Below are 15,376 nucleotides of genomic sequence, written 5' to 3' on the forward strand. Positions count from 1 at the left end.
ATCATTGTAATACAAATAAAAGCTGCAGACGCAGCTTTTAATCTTTTTCTTCAATCATTTCTCCAAGTATTTTTGATAATCCTTTTTGCACTTTATTAAAGAATTGTTGATTAATAACACTAATTGACTTTTTAATTCTTGATGAATTACGTTCTAAACTATCTGCTACTTTATCAAGGTCTTCTAATTCTTTTTGCATTTTTTTATAAGCAGTTGGGAATTGAATAGTTCAATATTCATTTAATTGCTCTTTTTGTTTTTCAAGTTCAATTAATAAATCATTATTTGAATTATCAGTGAATGTTTTTATTTTTTGGTTATATTCATTTTCAAATTCAATTAATCTTCTAACAATTTGACCAACAAAAATGAAACTCTCAGAATCTGTAATTCAAATATTCTCATATTCTTCACTTTTAACAAATGGTAAGCCTGGATATTTATCATTAAAACTTGTTGCAATTAAAATACCATACTTTGTATTATTACTTGCTGCGTCTGTTGATAATTTGGGAACTCAAGTATTACTTCATTCAGCATTTTTAACTTCGTAAACAATCTTTCCGATTTCTTCACGCTTATAATTTTTAATTGTTTGTAAATAATCCGCTTTTTTCTCTCCTGTTGTAATTTTTTCAATAACATCAAATAATGAAAATGCTTTAACTAAGTCTTCATAAACTTCATGCTCAAAGTTTTCACCTTTACGTTTTGAATTAATAATTTTAAATTCACGATTAGCTTGAACTAATTCTGCTATACGTTTTTCATAATCATTGGTTAGTTTAGAAGAAATTACTTCAAATTCTAATTCTTTTTGTTTTGTTAAGTTTTCAAGTTCATTTTTTTTATTATTTAATTCTAGTTTTAAAGTATTAAGTTCCTGACTAAACTCATTAATTAAACTTTCTTTATTTTTTTCAAGCTCAAGATTTAATTTATCTGCTAACGCCTTTAATTCATTTTCTTTATTCGCTAATTTGATTTGTAGCTCATTTTTAATATCATTAAATTTATTAGTCAAAATATTTTTTTCTTTATCTATTTCTAAAGACTTTTGTTCATTCAATTTATTAATTAAATTTTCCTTTTCATTAATTGAAAAATTTAAAACCTCTAACTGTTTATTGAAGTCATTTATCATTTCCTGTTTAATAAGGTTAATCTCAATTCTTTGTTTTTCATTTCACTGAGCTAATAATTCGCTTCTCAATTGAATTCTAAGTTCATCTTCTTGTTTTTGCTTTAACTCACTTAAATAATTTTCAATAACAGTTCAATTTGAATTATGATTAGCAAACGATTCTTTTGCTATTTCTTCCCCACAATGAGGACATTTAAAAAGTATTTCCATAATTAACTCCTTATAGATTCTTTTGATAATTTACTTAAAACTTTAGATAATATTTCGTATTGATCATCTTTCGATTTTAATTCTTGAAATGACAATCACTTAATTTTGTTAAATATATCAATATATTTTTTATATTCTTCATAATCATTTAATTCAGAATATTTAACCAAATTATTTAATGCCACATTATTTGCTTTAATATATGCATAAAGTTCTGCTGATGCCTTATTTTTTAAAAATAAATTTTTCCAACAAACTAAAGATATGTTTTTTTCTACTTCACACTTATTACAATCTTTTAGCAACATTCTTTTTAGTTCTTCATTGCACTCATTGCATTTTTCTTCCATAACATGAAAATTGATCATAGTTGATCTACTTTTTTTATAATTATTTTATTAATATTTTAAGAAATCAGAATAAACTTTTGCTGTAACCTTAAGTTCACTTTCTTTATCATTCTTTGGCTATTTCTACCTAATTTTATTATATCATTCACCTGTCTAAAAATACATTTAAAAACCCCTAATTACGCTTCTTTTAAATCTTTAACTTTAACTTTATTTATATAATTACCTACGTAATACTTAAATTCGTCTTCACTCATTTCATCTTTCATTTTCATATTTGCTCTGCATATATTTTTTCCTGAATATAAGATGTTTAATATTGCAATTATAGTCAAAAATATTCAAACTCCATATAGTGCTCAACCAATATATAAGTCTAGATTTTGGATTGGGGCAGCTCTTAAAATAATAGGAGTAAAATGTAGTTGGAACATCATAAAAAAGACACCAACAATTAAAGATATAAATAATGCTCAATTAATTTTCAAATAACGATCTTTTCTTTCATTTTTAACATATTCAAGATAAACAATTTGTTTGTCTGTTAAGTTTTTGATTTTTCAATGTCTATTAATGCTTGAAAATATTAATAAAAGAATTCAAATAATAAATAAACCTAGTATTGTTCACAAAAATGAAATCATAATATTTCCTCATGCTTGCAAACCTGAAGCTAATAACATATTAAAATCACCTCTTAGCATGATTATATAATTATTCAGGTAAAAAAATAAACTAAATAAAAAAACATAGGTCTGCACCTATGCTTTGATTTATTTATTATTTTAAATTAAAACTTCGCTCGCAGTTCAAGATCAAAGTCCTTGTTTCATTTTTGGTTTACAATAAGTTTATTATGTGCTTTAATTGATGCAAAATTTAGCCCCGTACTTATGAATGATGGTAGTATTATAAAACTAAGAATTCCTGAAAGTCATATATAAACTGGGTATTTTGTTGGATCAATTTGTCTATATGGAAAGATTGGAATATTATTAGTTTCTCCATTTGGGAAATGCAGAATTAAAAATCCTCTAATTCCTACAAAAAATATATAGAAAACTGGAATAATAGAATTAATTCATGCTTTTTTTATTAAGAATTCTTTTCATGATAAATTTGATGTTCTTTCTCTTAAAAAATAATAAGTTACTATAACAACCGGTAATATTCAATGTTCAAGTATTGATTTTAAAATCTTAAATCATGTATCAAAACCTGCAATGTCATCTATGTAAGCTATAAATGTTACAGTGTACACAAAAAATACAATTAATTGATATGTCATAACCATCGTAGCAACATTATCAGATTCTGCTCAAGCAATTTTATTACTTGGTTTTCTAAAATAACTCAATACAGAAGCTATTCCCCAAATAGAAGTTAATAATGTTGTCCATACAGAAAAATAAATAATTTGATTTATAAATGATACATCAAAACTAATTGCTGATTCACTAGTTTGTGCAACAGACATTATTAAATCAATAAGAATACAAAAAATTGGTATAAATGCTATAAATAACAAAGCAGATAATTTCATTCTAATTTTCATTTTCATTTTGGTATTTTCCTCTCATTAAAAATCACTATTTTTAATATATCACTTTAAATAAAAAAATGTTACATTTTAAGTGTTCTATAATCTAAAAATAAAAAAACACCTTTAAGATGTTTAAAAATATTTATAATAATAAATCTTTATTTTTAAATACAAAAGCTGAAGTTGCGAATAAACCTGTCCCGATAACAAACATAGCCAAATATTGCCCTATTCATTTATCTGCTGAAGCTAAAACAAATTTTTCACCATTTGATTCCAATAAATTGGTTTCGTTAAATAAACTATTTAAAGTAATATATTTTAAGTTTTCCAAAGCTGGAACACTTGAATTTGCTAACATTGACAAAATGTAAAATAGAATTGGAATTCCAGCACCAACAACATAAGACCAAACAGCCTTATTGAAATATGTTGAAGCTAAGAATGTAATTCCACATGTCATAAATAATAATAAAAACATACCAATTAATTGGGTTAAATAACCACCCATTGAAATATCTATTTTACTTGCATTCATCGCAATAATTGGAGCGGTTAGTATTATATTTAAAATGCACCCAATTGTTAAACTAGCTACCATAAAGATTATTTTTGTATTAATTATAGTTGTTCTTTTTAAAGGAGATGCAATAACATAAGTAATTCTACCTGTTTGTACTTCTCCAACCATTATTTTATTAGAAGCAATAATAGTGTAAATTAATGGTACTTGAAATCCAATTGAAGTAAACACTGCTAATTTTAAAATTATTGAAATTTGAGCAGTTCCCTCAGGAGTCGCATTAATAGTTAAAGGAACTATTAAATTTACAAATAGTGCTGGCATTAAAATTAAGATTAATCAAAGAACAAAATTTGATTTAAAATGTTGTTTTAAAATTGCTTTATTAACCATTGATTCCATCCTCCTTCTCAAACTTGTAGAAGTGCATGAAGTATTCCTCTAAAGTAAAAGGAATTTCTTTAAATATTGTTGTTTCATATTTAGCAACTGATTTTAAAAATTTTTGTATATCTTTTTGTTTTAAACTAACAATAATTTTTTTCTTATCAATAATCTCTATATTTTTTTGGTTATATTCTTTGATAAATGTTTTTTGATCATCATGTTTTTTAAATACTAATTCATAAGTTTTGTTTTCATTATATTTAATTTCATTCATGTCAATATTTGATACTATTCTTCCGTTTTTAACAATTGCCACTCGATCACAAGTTTTTTCAATTTCTTGAAAGATATGTGAACTTAAAATCACAGTTCTGCCTTCCGCTTTAACTTGTTTAATTGAATCAATAAATTTTTGTTGCATTAAAGGATCTAAACCAGATGTTGGTTCATCTAAAATCAAAAGTTTTGGTTTATGCATAAATGCACAAATTAAACTAACTTTTTGCTTCATTCCTTTTGACATTCTTTTAATTTTTACTTTTGGATCAAATTCTCAAAAAGCAATTAGCTCTTCAACATACTTTCAATCTTTTAATTTTCTAATTTCAAATATGTACTTAATAAATTCAATCCCAGTCATAAATTCTGGCATTGCTATTTCACCAGGAACATACCCTAAGATTTCATTAACTTTGCTTGCATCTTTTCATGCATTTATTCCTGAAACTGTTATAGTTCCTTTTTGTGGTTTCATAAAACCTAATATGTGTCTTATTGTTGTTGATTTTCCAGCTCCATTTGGTCCTAAATAACCAAAAACTTCGCCTTCATTAATTGATAAATTAATGTCATATATTCCATGACCATTTTTAAATTCTTTAGTTAAATTATCTATTTTAATTAATTCTCTCATTTTTATTTCCTCCTTTATTAATTAAATTAATAGAAGGTTAAATTTTGGCGGTGTTCCAATCTTAAAGTTTATTATAGTAAGCAGTTTATTAAAATATAAATATAGCATCTTTTGAAACTTAAAAATATTTGTTTTAATTCTATGAACAGCTTTTAAAATTACTTTTGTAAATAGTAAAATGGCATATCTAATAAATTCCTTTACATTTGTTTTAAAATTAATAAATGTACTTTTAAATTTGTAATCTTTTAAAAGCTTACTAATATTTATATTAAAAAGAAATATGATAAAAAAGCAAATACTCATAATAAATGAAATGGTAAATATAAAATTATTTCAATATAAAGCTGTAAACTGATTGATACTATCATTAATAATAATTTGAATTAGTTCGTGAATTAGTAATGAGATTCACATTCCTCTCATCAAGATATCTAAAATGTTAATTTGAATTTTTCCCTTACTAAATACTGTTTTAAATGACTTAATCATATTTATAAAAAAGAATAAAGCCAAATTAGCTGAGAACAAAGCATAGAAAAATTCAGCAAATAAAAATTTTACTGTAACTGAAAATATAAAAAATAAAATATACATAACATAAAGTAGTGTTTTTCAACAAAATACTTCTATTTTAAATTTTTCTCATACTTTTTTCATAATAAAAATATCTTATCATAAATAAAAAAACGAACAAATAAATTCGTTTTTTTACTTCGCTAATTTTGTTATTGCTTTTGCATAAATTTTAATCATTTTTTTCAATTCTTCAATAGTTGCATATTCATTATAATCATGCATTGGTGAATCTTCTAAACTCATAACAGCGCCAAATGCAATTAAGTTAGGCATTGTTTTAGCGTAAGTCCCTCCACCCATTGCTTGGGGTTGACTAATCAAATCTCCTGTAATTTCTTGATAAACTTGCATAATATTTTTAACAACTTCACCATCTTTTGGGAAATATACAGCATCTTCAATTCTTTGCTTAGCATGTTCCAATCCATATTTATTAAAGGCCTGTTCAATAATTGGGAAGAACTTTTCCTTAGGTTCTGATAAAACAGGAATTCTAAAGTTAAACGTGAACATTCCTTTATTATCTTTAATATCAATGATTCCAATATTTTGAGTCAAATCACCAGTTTCATCAGCAATATTTTTGAAAATATTAGACATATTAAAGTTTAAGTGTGCTTCTTTGGCAATAAATTGAATTAAAGGGTGTTTAAATCCTAATTTATCCATCACAAATGCTAAATGAGAAACTGCATTAACTCCAACATGAGGAGTTGATGCATGTCCTGGTTTTCCTTTAACAATTAACAATTCATTATCAATTGATGTATGAATATCTTTCATTGCATCTAATTCATTTTTAATTTCATTGATTCTTGGTCCTTTATAAGTAACCTTATCACAAATCATGTTATATGCTTCTCCACCTTTAATTTCAAAATCACAAGGTACATTTGCGATTACATCCATATTATTAATTCACTTTTCTGCATAAACACAAGGAAATAATCCATCTGGAACGTAACCAGCAGATGCAATACCATGATCTGCTACATATTTTTCCATACATTCTCAAGTTGTTTCTTCACTTAAACCAAATATCATTCTAATTTTGTAGTTCTCTGATTTTCATCCATTGTCTTTTAAGTATTTTAATGCATAAAGATTCATCATAGTTGGTCCTTTATCATCAATGCTTCCACGTCCAATCAATTTACCATCTTTTTCAATTGGTTCAAATGGGTTTGTAACTCATTCTGACATATCTCCAGCAGGCACAACATCTAAATGACAAAGAATTACATATAATTCTTTTCCCTCACCATATTCTAAAAATCCATATTTATTTGTTTCATCTCGATATGTTTCAAAACCTAATTCGTTTGCTAAGTTAATAATATAGTCTAATGCATCATTAACTCCTTTTCCAAATGGCATATTCCCAATAGGTTCAGCTAGTACTGAAGGAATACTAATTAACTCTTTTGTTTTTTCTAATGCTTCATTAAAGTATTTATCTAATAATAATTTATTGTTAATTTCCATAATATTCTCCTTAATTAACTTTGTTAATTGATTTTAAAAATTGATATGCTCGATTAATTTCAACCATCTTATCTTTTGCTTCGGGTGTTTTATTCTTATCAGGATGATAAGTCATCGCTAATTTACGATATTGCTTTTTAATTTCATCACTTGTAGCTTTTGGTGAGACACCTAAAGTTTGATATGCTCAGTTAATGTCACTGAACTGATCTGACATTCTGCTTTGTTTTTGTTGTTGATGTGTATATTGATTGTATTGACTTTGTGTATTTTGATGAGTTTGTTGATAAACTCCTGATTGCTTAAATAATTCATTAATTAAATCAGCAATTGCTTTTGTTATTCAAGATTGCATTGTTGATATTTGACTATTTACATCTAAAAGATTTTCCCCTTTTAAAAAATCTATTTTAGCTTTTAAAATTCTTGGCACAAACCCTTGACTCATTATTTTCATATATATATTTAATGATTCATTGTAAAACTTCATCAAAAAATTTCTATTTTCATATGTATCTTCTAAACCAGTTTGATCAAAAGCTTTTAATAATTTCCTTTGTTCAACTAGTCAAAAGTTTAGCAATTTTGATTGTGCATCACTTAGTTCTTTAATAACATCATTTGTAGTTGTAAAAGAAAAACTATTATTAACTAAATATTCTTTTGTATTTATAAATTCTGAATTAAAAGGAAATTCCTCAAAGTGTTCATAATAGTTGTATTTATCAACTAATACTGTTCTTTTAGTATTGCGCATTCATACTTTACGATTAGTGTTTAATAACTCTTCGTTCTTTTTAATTTGTGTATCAACTGATTCAATTCTATTTTTTTTAAAAGTTAATAAAAACGTAATTGAACCTATTATAAAAATTGCGATAATTATACAAAGTATAATAATTAACATTTTAACCATAACTACCTCTTTCAAACATTTATAATATTTTAACAAAATAACAAAAAAAATTAGTCGATACAATCGACTAATTAATTATTTATGAATTTATTATTCAGCAGCAGGTACAACTTTAACTCTTGTACGCCCTTTTCCGAATTTTTCATATTTAACAGTTCCTGATACTAAAGCAAATAAAGTATCATCTCCACCACGACCTACATTTTGACCTGGGTGAATTTTTGTTCCTCTTTGTCTAAAGATGATTGAACCTGCGTTTGCAAATTGTCCATCAGCTTTTTTAGCTCCTAAACGTTTTGATTCTGAGTCACGGCCGTTTTTAGTTGAACCTACTCCTTTTTTAGAAGCGAAGAATTGTAAATTTAATATAAAACGCATATTAGCATACCTCCATAATTTCTATAAATTGTTTGTATTGTGATTGAATTGTTGATAATTGAACTTTCAACATTTTTAACATTATTTGTAAAGATTGATTTTCACTGTTTTGACTTTTAATAATAATTTTATTTTCTAAAACGTTTAAATCTGCATCTTTGTTAAAGTGAATATCCAAAGCGTTTAATGCTCCAAAAACTATTCCTGAAACAGCTGCACACACAAGATCTTGTCCATAAGGTCCTGATTCAGCATGTCCTGATATTTCAAATTGTTTAATATATTCACCCTCATGTTTAATTTTGACTTTAATCATAAATTAAGCTTCAATTTTTTCAATTTTTACTTTTGTATATGGTTGTCTATGACCATAAACTTTATTAACATTTTTCTTTGGGTGGTATCTAACTACACGAATTTTTTTACCTTTACCTTGTTTAACAATTGTACCGATAACTTTAGCACCTTCTACTAATGGGCTTCCGAATTTTCCATCAACCATTAATACTTCGTCAAAAGTAACTTCAGTGTTTAATTCACCATTTACTTTTTCGATAAAGATTTCCATTCCAGCTTCAACTTTAATTTGTTTTCCACCTGTTTTTATAATTGCGAACATATTTATCCTCCAGTCTAGACTCGCCTTCATACGTGAGATGTATATCTGCTTAAATACGTATTAGATAAGAGCGGTTGAAACTTGATTTCAACATTTAAATGATACTACAAACCAATTTATAATTCAACTAAAGAGTTTAACTAAATCATGTTACTTGATTGTTTTAACCAAAAAACTTATTAAATACAACATCTTTAGCTATATTAGCATCTAAAGTAGTGTTAACAGGTTGTAGTATTTCTAAATTATTATTTTGATTAATCACACTATTATCAAATGATTTCATAGTTTCTAGTTTAATGACATTATCTGAAATATTATTATTAGCACTTAACTTAACAGAAGTTGTATCATCAAATTCAAAACTTGAATTACCTATTTTAAACTTTGCTTTATCATGACCTTTAGCAGCTTCTATATAAGCAAATGGTAACATTGCTACATCAATAATAAAATCTCCTGTTTTACCAATAATAGAACCTATTCCATTTAATAAAGCTCCTGAAGCAGCCCCACCTTTTATATCTTTTAATTTATCAACTTTTAGTTTTTGCATAATTACCTCTTTTCTAACTTCATATTGTTATTACAAAATAAAATCAAAAAATTAATAAAAAATAATTATTTATTAAAATTATAGTTAATTAGCATCTCTTCATCTTCTATTTTAGTATTAATATCTTCTCTAAATAAAATTTCATTTTTTCAATAACCATTATAAGGTTCTAACATATATGAAAAGATCTGATCAATTAATTCATACATTATCTTTTCATCAACAGTAGTCTGATATGCTTGTACTAGCTTAAATAATTTTTTATCTTTTACTTGCATCATATCAAATGCAAGTTTAAACTTACCTGATTGTATTGCTCTAGTTAATATATAAAAATCCATAAATGTAATAAAGCTAACATTAAATAAATACTTAGTAGTTAAATCATTAGTATTTAATCTTTTAAATAACTTATATTTTAAATGAGTAAACTTATAACGGTATTTATCTATTAGCAATTGATTATTAATAACTTTTTTATGATGTTTAATAAAATAATCTAATGCTTGATTAACTTCATTATTAGTATCATAAATAATAACTCCATTTAAATGCATTAAATCAAAAACATTATTAGTTTGTAAATAAAACTGATCAATTGTTTTAATCATACAATCAACAGGAATATCATTAACATAAAAATGCATACCTGTAATATTTGATGTAATAGGCTTATTTAAAACAATTGTTAATCATATATACTCCTTTTTTAATTTAATAAATTATTATATTTTAACATAAATAGTTTATGTTAGTTTGAATAAATAGTTAACTAATTAGTTAGAATATTTATCTGAAATTATTGAGTATGAGAAGATAGAAAGGTTATTAGTTTTTTGTTCTGCTTCTGTTACATTTAATTTAATACTTCCAGAATATTTAGATTGATCATTATTAGGTTCTAAAAAGAAATCATTGTTTTCTTGTTTAACAGTTAATTGTGTTCTATCTAAAATAGCTGAAGAATTTTGATCAATTACACCATCTAATATATCATCTATTATAGTTTCAGAATTAATATCAAGAACTGTGATTGATGTAATTAAATTTAATTCGCTTAATTCTATTTTTTCATTTTTTTGAGTTAATTTAAAAGTTCCTGTAATAGGTTCAGTTTTATCCAATTCATATCCAGTTTTAGCAGTTAACACAACTGAATATGTACCATTTTCAACTTTCTCACTAGAAGCTTCACCTGTAGTTGTAATAACTCCAGTAACTTGATCTTTTCAAGCATCACTTGCTAAAACATTTTGAATTGCTGTTTGAGCATCTTCTTTTGTAGCATAAGTAACACCATCATCATTTACAACCGCTTTAATTGCATTATTAACTGCATCAGTTAAAACTGTTATATCTGCTTTAGTTAAATCAAAAGTTCCTGCAATAGTTTTTTCACCACTTAATTGGTGTCCTTCTTTTGCTGTTAAAACAACTGAATATTTACCTTGAACAACTTCAGTTTCTGAAGCCATTCCTTCAACACTAATAACTCCAGTAACTTGATCTTTTCAAGCATCACTTGCCAAAACATTTTGAATTGCTGTTTGAGCATCTTCTTTTGTAGCATAATTAACACCATCAGCATTTACAACCGCTTTAATTGCATTATTAACTGCATCAGTTTAAACTGTTATATCTGCTTTAGTTAAATCAAAAGTTCCTGCAATAGTTTTTTCACCACTTAATTGGTGTCCTTCTTTTGCTGTTAAAACAACTGAATATTTACCTTGAACAACTTCAGTTTCTGAAGCCATTCCTTCAACACTAATAACTCCAGTAACTTGATCTTTTCAAGCATCACTTGCCAAAACATTTTGAATTGCTGTTTGAGCATCTTCTTTTGTAGCATAATTAACACCATCAGCATTTACAACCGCTTTAATTGCATTATTAACTGCATCAGTTTAAACTGTTATATCTGCTTTAGTTAAATCAAAAGTTCCTGCAATAGTTTTTTCACCACTTAATTGGTGTCCTTCTTTTGCTGTTAAAACAACTGAATATTTACCTTGAACAACTTCAGTTTCTGAAGCCATTCCTTCAACACTAATAACTCCAGTAACTTGATCTTTTCAAGCATCACTTGCCAAAACATTTTGAATTGCTGTTTGAGCATCTTCTTTTGTAGCATAATTAACACCATCAGCATTTACAACCGCTTTAATTGCATTATTAACTGCATCAGTTTAAACTGTTATATCTGCTTTAGTTAAATCAAAAGTTCCTGCAATAGTTTTTTCACCACTTAATTGGTGTCCTTCTTTTGCTGTTAAAACAACTGAATATTTACCTTGAACAACTTCAGTTTCTGAAGCCATTCCTTCAACACTAATAACTCCAGTAACTTGATCTTTTCAAGCATCACTTGCAAAAACATTTTGAATTGCTGTTTGAGCATCTTCTTTTGTAGCATAAGTAACACCATCAGCATTTACAACCGCTTTAATTGCATTATTAACTGCATCAGTTGAAACTATTTTATTTAATTGAGTTAATTCAAAATTTCCTGTAATAGCATCAGTTTTATCCAATTCATATCCATTTTTAGCAGTTAACACAACTGAATATGTACCATTTTCAACTTTCTCACTAGAAGCTTCACCTGTAGTTGTAATAACTCCAGTAACTTGATCTTTTCAAGCATCACTTGCAAAAACATTTTGAATTGCTGTTTGAGCATCTTCTTTTGTAGCATAAGTAACACCATCAGCATTTACAACCGCTTTAATTGCATTATTAACTGCATCAGTTGAAACTATTTTATTTAATTGAGTTAATTCAAAATTTCCTGTAATAGCATCAGTTTTATCCAATTCATATCCATTTTTAGCAGTTAACACAACTGAATATGTACCATTTTCAACTTTCTCACTAGAAGCTTCACCTGTAGTTGTAATAACTCCAGTAACTTGATCTTTTCAAGCATCACTTGCAAAAACATTTTGAATTGCTGTTTGAGCATCTTCTTTTGTAGCATAAGTAACACCATCAGCATTTACAACCGCTTTAATTGCATTATTAACTGCATCAGTTGAAACTATTTTATTTAATTGAGTTAATTCAAAATTTCCTGTAATAGCATCAGTTTTATCCAATTCATATCCATTTTTAGCAGTTAACACAACTGAATATGTACCATTTTCAACTTTCTCACTAGAAGCTTCACCTGTAGTTGTAATAACTCCAGTAACTTGATCTTTTCAAGCATCACTTGCAAAAACATTTTGAATTGCTGTTTGAGCATCTTCTTTTGTAGCATAAGTAACACCATCAGCATTTACAACCGCTTTAATTGCATTATTAACTGCATCAGTTGAAACTATTTTATTTAATTGAGTTAATTCAAAATTTCCTGTAATAGCATCAGTTTTATCCAATTCATATCCATTTTTAGCAGTTAACACAACTGAATATGTACCATTTTCAACTTTCTCACTAGAAGCTTCACCTGTAGTTGTAATAACTCCAGTAACTTGATCTTTTCAAGCATCACTTGCAAAAACATTTTGAATTGCTGTTTGAGCATCTTCTTTTGTAGCATAAGTAACACCATCAGCATTTACAACCGCTTTAATTGCATTATTAACTGCATCAGTTGAAACTATTTTATTTAATTGAGTTAATTCAAAATTTCCTGTAATAGCATCAGTTTTATCCAATTCATATCCATTTTTAGCAGTTAACACAACTGAATATGTACCATTTTCAACTTTCTCACTAGAAGCTTCACCTGTAGTTGTAACAACTCCAGTAACTTGATCTTTTCAAGCATCACTTAATAAAACTCCTTCAATCGCTGATTTAGCTTCTTCTTTTGTAGCATAAGTAACATTTGTAGCATTTACAACTGCTTTAATCGCAGCATTAACTGCATCAGTTGAAACTGTTATATCTGATCCAACTTTAGCTTTTACACTAAAATCATTTTTTCCTTCAATTACATAATTTTCTTTAAGTTTAACAGTAAATTTAATTGTTTCATCACTTCAGTCTTTTGATATTTCTTTTGGATAAATAACACTAGCAACACCAGTAACAGCTCTTATTACTGCATTTGTAATATCTTCTTGAGCTGCTTCAATTGTTGCATATGGTTTTCCGTTAACAGCAAATTCAGCTGCTGTTTGAATATCACTAGCTAAAACTTTATATGATTTTCAAGTATGAGTTAAAGTCACATCTCCTGTATAAACAAAATCATTTGAATCAGTAGAATTACCAATAAATTTTCATTCTTTTGAATGCTTAACAACATTTGGATTGTCTTCTTTTAATATATTTGCTTCTTCAACAATAATTTGGTTATCACCATATTTAGTGTTAACAGCATCTTGTAATGCCGTTTGAGTTCATGCTTTTTCTTCATAATCCTTAACATTTAAAATCTCTTGTAAACCAGTTCTAATAGTACTTATATTAGCAGTAACTTTATAATCATGAGTAACTTTAAGTTCTCCTTGATATTGTTTGTCGTTTTGACTTGAACCTTGACCTTTAATAACAAATTTCTCTGTTTTTTTACCTAGTTCAGAATTATCAAAAGTATTAGTTGAATTATCATCTACAGTAACAACAAATTCATCAGAACCATATTTAGTTTTTAATTCAGTTTGTAGTCCATCAACAGTTCAAGCTTTATCTTTGTATTCATCTTTTTTTATTAATGCTTCAATATCAGATTTAAATGTGTCATCATTTGCAATATCTATTCTTGACATTAAATTAACAGTAACTTCTACTATATTAGTTGCTTGTTCTAAAACATAACCAGTTGATAATTTTAAAGTAACTGTGAAACTTGATTTATCACCTACAACAGATTTATTATATACAGCCTCAGCTTCTTTAATACCTTTAATTCCTGTTGGTTCTGCATCACTTGCTGCTTCTTTATAAGCAAAAGCTGCTTCAATAGTTGATTTAGCTTCTTCTTTATTATTAAATTTAGCATGGTTTGCTAAATTAGTAACAACAGTATTTATTTGATCATTGCTAATTACAGTTTGTTTTGTATATGTATGAGTTAATGTTATTTCGCCTTTATACTTTAATGTATTTTGTGGGTCTGTTGTTGCATTACCTTTAAATGTAAATTCAGCTTTTTTCTTTGTTTCACCAGTATAGTTATTATCGTCACTATAATTCCCACCAGAAACTGTAATTTCACCATCTCCATATTTAGTATTTATCTCTGTTTGTAAAACAGCAACAGTTCATTCATCATGAGATTTACCAACTAGAATGCTTGTTAGGCTTGATGAAATAGTTGAAATATCTTCAGCTATATTATCTTTTATTTCATAAGTTTGAGTTAATGTTAATTCACCTGTATATTTTTTATTATTTGCTTTAAATATAAATTCAGCTTTAGCTATGCTTGTTACTTTAGTATAGTCTTTGAATGAAACTGTAATTTCACCTTGACCGATTTCTTCATCTACTTTTTTTTGTAGCTCTGATACTTCTCATCTAGCATCAGTTTTTGAACTTAAAATTGCTTGCAATTTAGATTGCAAGACTATAATATCATTTTGCTTGTTTTTGTCTGCATTAGCAATTGAAACACCTGCTACAACAACGTTTGTTGTTAACGTTACAACTCCTAATAGTGCTAATAGTTTTTTCATATAAACCCTCCATTTAATTAATTTTTCAAATAATTACTTTAATTTTAGATTAATACTCCAAAAAATACTCTTAAATGGGGAAAATTTTTTCTATTTTAAGTGTGATTTGCAAAAAAAAAAAAAAAGCCAAAAACAATCCTTTT

General features: G+C 26.6%; 17 protein-coding genes, 1 pseudogene and 1 other annotated feature. All 18 genes and pseudogenes read right to left on the bottom strand.

What is annotated here, in order from left to right; all coding sequences use genetic code 4:
- Nucleotides 1–37 precede the first annotated feature (37 nt).
- Nucleotides 38–1,354 carry a DUF2130 domain-containing protein gene (locus tag CK556_RS02440; RefSeq protein ID WP_027875622.1) on the bottom strand — a complete coding sequence of 439 codons (1,317 nt, stop codon included), beginning with the start codon at nucleotides 1,352–1,354 and terminating at the stop codon, nucleotides 38–40.
- A 2-nt stretch (nucleotides 1,355–1,356) separates the two neighbouring features.
- Nucleotides 1,357–1,704 carry a hypothetical protein gene (locus CK556_RS02445; protein ID WP_156923129.1) on the bottom strand — a complete coding sequence of 116 codons (348 nt, stop codon included), beginning with the start codon at nucleotides 1,702–1,704 and terminating at the stop codon, nucleotides 1,357–1,359.
- Between the two features lie 179 nt (nucleotides 1,705–1,883).
- Nucleotides 1,884–2,387 (bottom strand): hypothetical protein, encoded by a 504-nt coding sequence (locus CK556_RS02450; RefSeq protein ID WP_027875620.1) that lies wholly within the window; start codon nucleotides 2,385–2,387, stop codon nucleotides 1,884–1,886.
- A gap of 107 nt (nucleotides 2,388–2,494) precedes the next feature.
- Nucleotides 2,495–3,265, bottom strand: a complete 771-nt coding sequence (locus CK556_RS02455) for a hypothetical protein (protein ID WP_027875619.1) — start codon at nucleotides 3,263–3,265, stop codon at nucleotides 2,495–2,497.
- A 124-nt stretch (nucleotides 3,266–3,389) separates the two neighbouring features.
- Nucleotides 3,390–4,163, bottom strand: coding sequence for an ABC transporter permease subunit (locus tag CK556_RS02460; RefSeq protein ID WP_027875618.1), 774 nt, complete (start codon nucleotides 4,161–4,163; stop codon nucleotides 3,390–3,392).
- Nucleotides 4,156–5,070: an ABC transporter ATP-binding protein gene (locus tag CK556_RS02465; protein WP_036246703.1), complete on the bottom strand. Its 915-nt coding sequence runs from the start codon at nucleotides 5,068–5,070 to the stop codon at nucleotides 4,156–4,158. The genes CK556_RS02460 and CK556_RS02465 overlap by 8 nt, the downstream gene beginning before the upstream one ends.
- 21 nt (nucleotides 5,071–5,091) lie before the next feature.
- Nucleotides 5,092–5,730 carry a hypothetical protein gene (locus CK556_RS02470; RefSeq protein ID WP_027875616.1) on the bottom strand — a complete coding sequence of 213 codons (639 nt, stop codon included), beginning with the start codon at nucleotides 5,728–5,730 and terminating at the stop codon, nucleotides 5,092–5,094.
- A 51-nt stretch (nucleotides 5,731–5,781) separates the two neighbouring features.
- Nucleotides 5,782–7,134, bottom strand: a complete 1,353-nt coding sequence (locus CK556_RS02475) for a M20 family metallopeptidase (RefSeq protein ID WP_027875615.1) — start codon at nucleotides 7,132–7,134, stop codon at nucleotides 5,782–5,784.
- A gap of 19 nt (nucleotides 7,135–7,153) precedes the next feature.
- Nucleotides 7,154–7,351, bottom strand: a pseudogene (locus CK556_RS04095) (DnaJ domain-containing protein); the annotation flags it as partial.
- A 789-nt stretch (nucleotides 7,352–8,140) separates the two neighbouring features.
- Complete coding sequence (gene rpmA / locus CK556_RS02485) at nucleotides 8,141–8,428, bottom strand: 50S ribosomal protein L27 (RefSeq protein ID WP_027875613.1); 288 nt, start codon at nucleotides 8,426–8,428, stop codon at nucleotides 8,141–8,143.
- A 1-nt stretch (nucleotide 8,429) separates the two neighbouring features.
- Nucleotides 8,430–8,744, bottom strand: coding sequence for a ribosomal-processing cysteine protease Prp (locus tag CK556_RS02490; protein ID WP_027875612.1), 315 nt, complete (start codon nucleotides 8,742–8,744; stop codon nucleotides 8,430–8,432).
- A 3-nt stretch (nucleotides 8,745–8,747) separates the two neighbouring features.
- The gene (rplU, locus tag CK556_RS02495) at nucleotides 8,748–9,047 is read right to left on the bottom strand and encodes a 50S ribosomal protein L21 (protein WP_027875611.1); all 300 of its coding nucleotides are present in this window, start codon (nucleotides 9,045–9,047) and stop codon (nucleotides 8,748–8,750) included.
- A gap of 6 nt (nucleotides 9,048–9,053) precedes the next feature.
- Nucleotides 9,054–9,133, bottom strand: a sequence feature (ribosomal protein L21 leader region).
- A 77-nt stretch (nucleotides 9,134–9,210) separates the two neighbouring features.
- Nucleotides 9,211–9,603 (bottom strand): hypothetical protein, encoded by a 393-nt coding sequence (locus CK556_RS02500; protein WP_051412760.1) that lies wholly within the window; start codon nucleotides 9,601–9,603, stop codon nucleotides 9,211–9,213.
- A gap of 65 nt (nucleotides 9,604–9,668) precedes the next feature.
- Nucleotides 9,669–10,250, bottom strand: a complete 582-nt coding sequence (locus tag CK556_RS03955) for a hypothetical protein (protein ID WP_027875610.1) — start codon at nucleotides 10,248–10,250, stop codon at nucleotides 9,669–9,671.
- 129 nt (nucleotides 10,251–10,379) lie between these two features.
- Nucleotides 10,380–11,132, bottom strand: a complete 753-nt coding sequence (locus CK556_RS02510) for a hypothetical protein (protein WP_095761521.1) — start codon at nucleotides 11,130–11,132, stop codon at nucleotides 10,380–10,382.
- Nucleotides 11,133–11,228: 96 nt separating this feature from the next.
- Nucleotides 11,229–11,414 carry a hypothetical protein gene (locus CK556_RS02515; protein WP_095761522.1) on the bottom strand — a complete coding sequence of 62 codons (186 nt, stop codon included), beginning with the start codon at nucleotides 11,412–11,414 and terminating at the stop codon, nucleotides 11,229–11,231.
- 96 nt (nucleotides 11,415–11,510) lie between these two features.
- On the bottom strand, nucleotides 11,511–11,696 hold the full coding sequence (locus CK556_RS02520; RefSeq protein WP_095761522.1) for a hypothetical protein: 186 nt from the start codon (nucleotides 11,694–11,696) through the stop codon (nucleotides 11,511–11,513).
- A gap of 96 nt (nucleotides 11,697–11,792) precedes the next feature.
- Nucleotides 11,793–15,233 carry a hypothetical protein gene (locus tag CK556_RS03960; RefSeq protein WP_169835742.1) on the bottom strand — a complete coding sequence of 1,147 codons (3,441 nt, stop codon included), beginning with the start codon at nucleotides 15,231–15,233 and terminating at the stop codon, nucleotides 11,793–11,795.
- Between the last annotated feature and the right edge of the window lie 143 nt (nucleotides 15,234–15,376).

The sequence above is a fragment of the Mesoplasma chauliocola genome (assembly GCF_002290085.1).
GTDB lineage: Bacteria > Bacillota_I > Bacilli_A > Mycoplasmatales > Mycoplasmataceae > Mesoplasma > Mesoplasma chauliocola.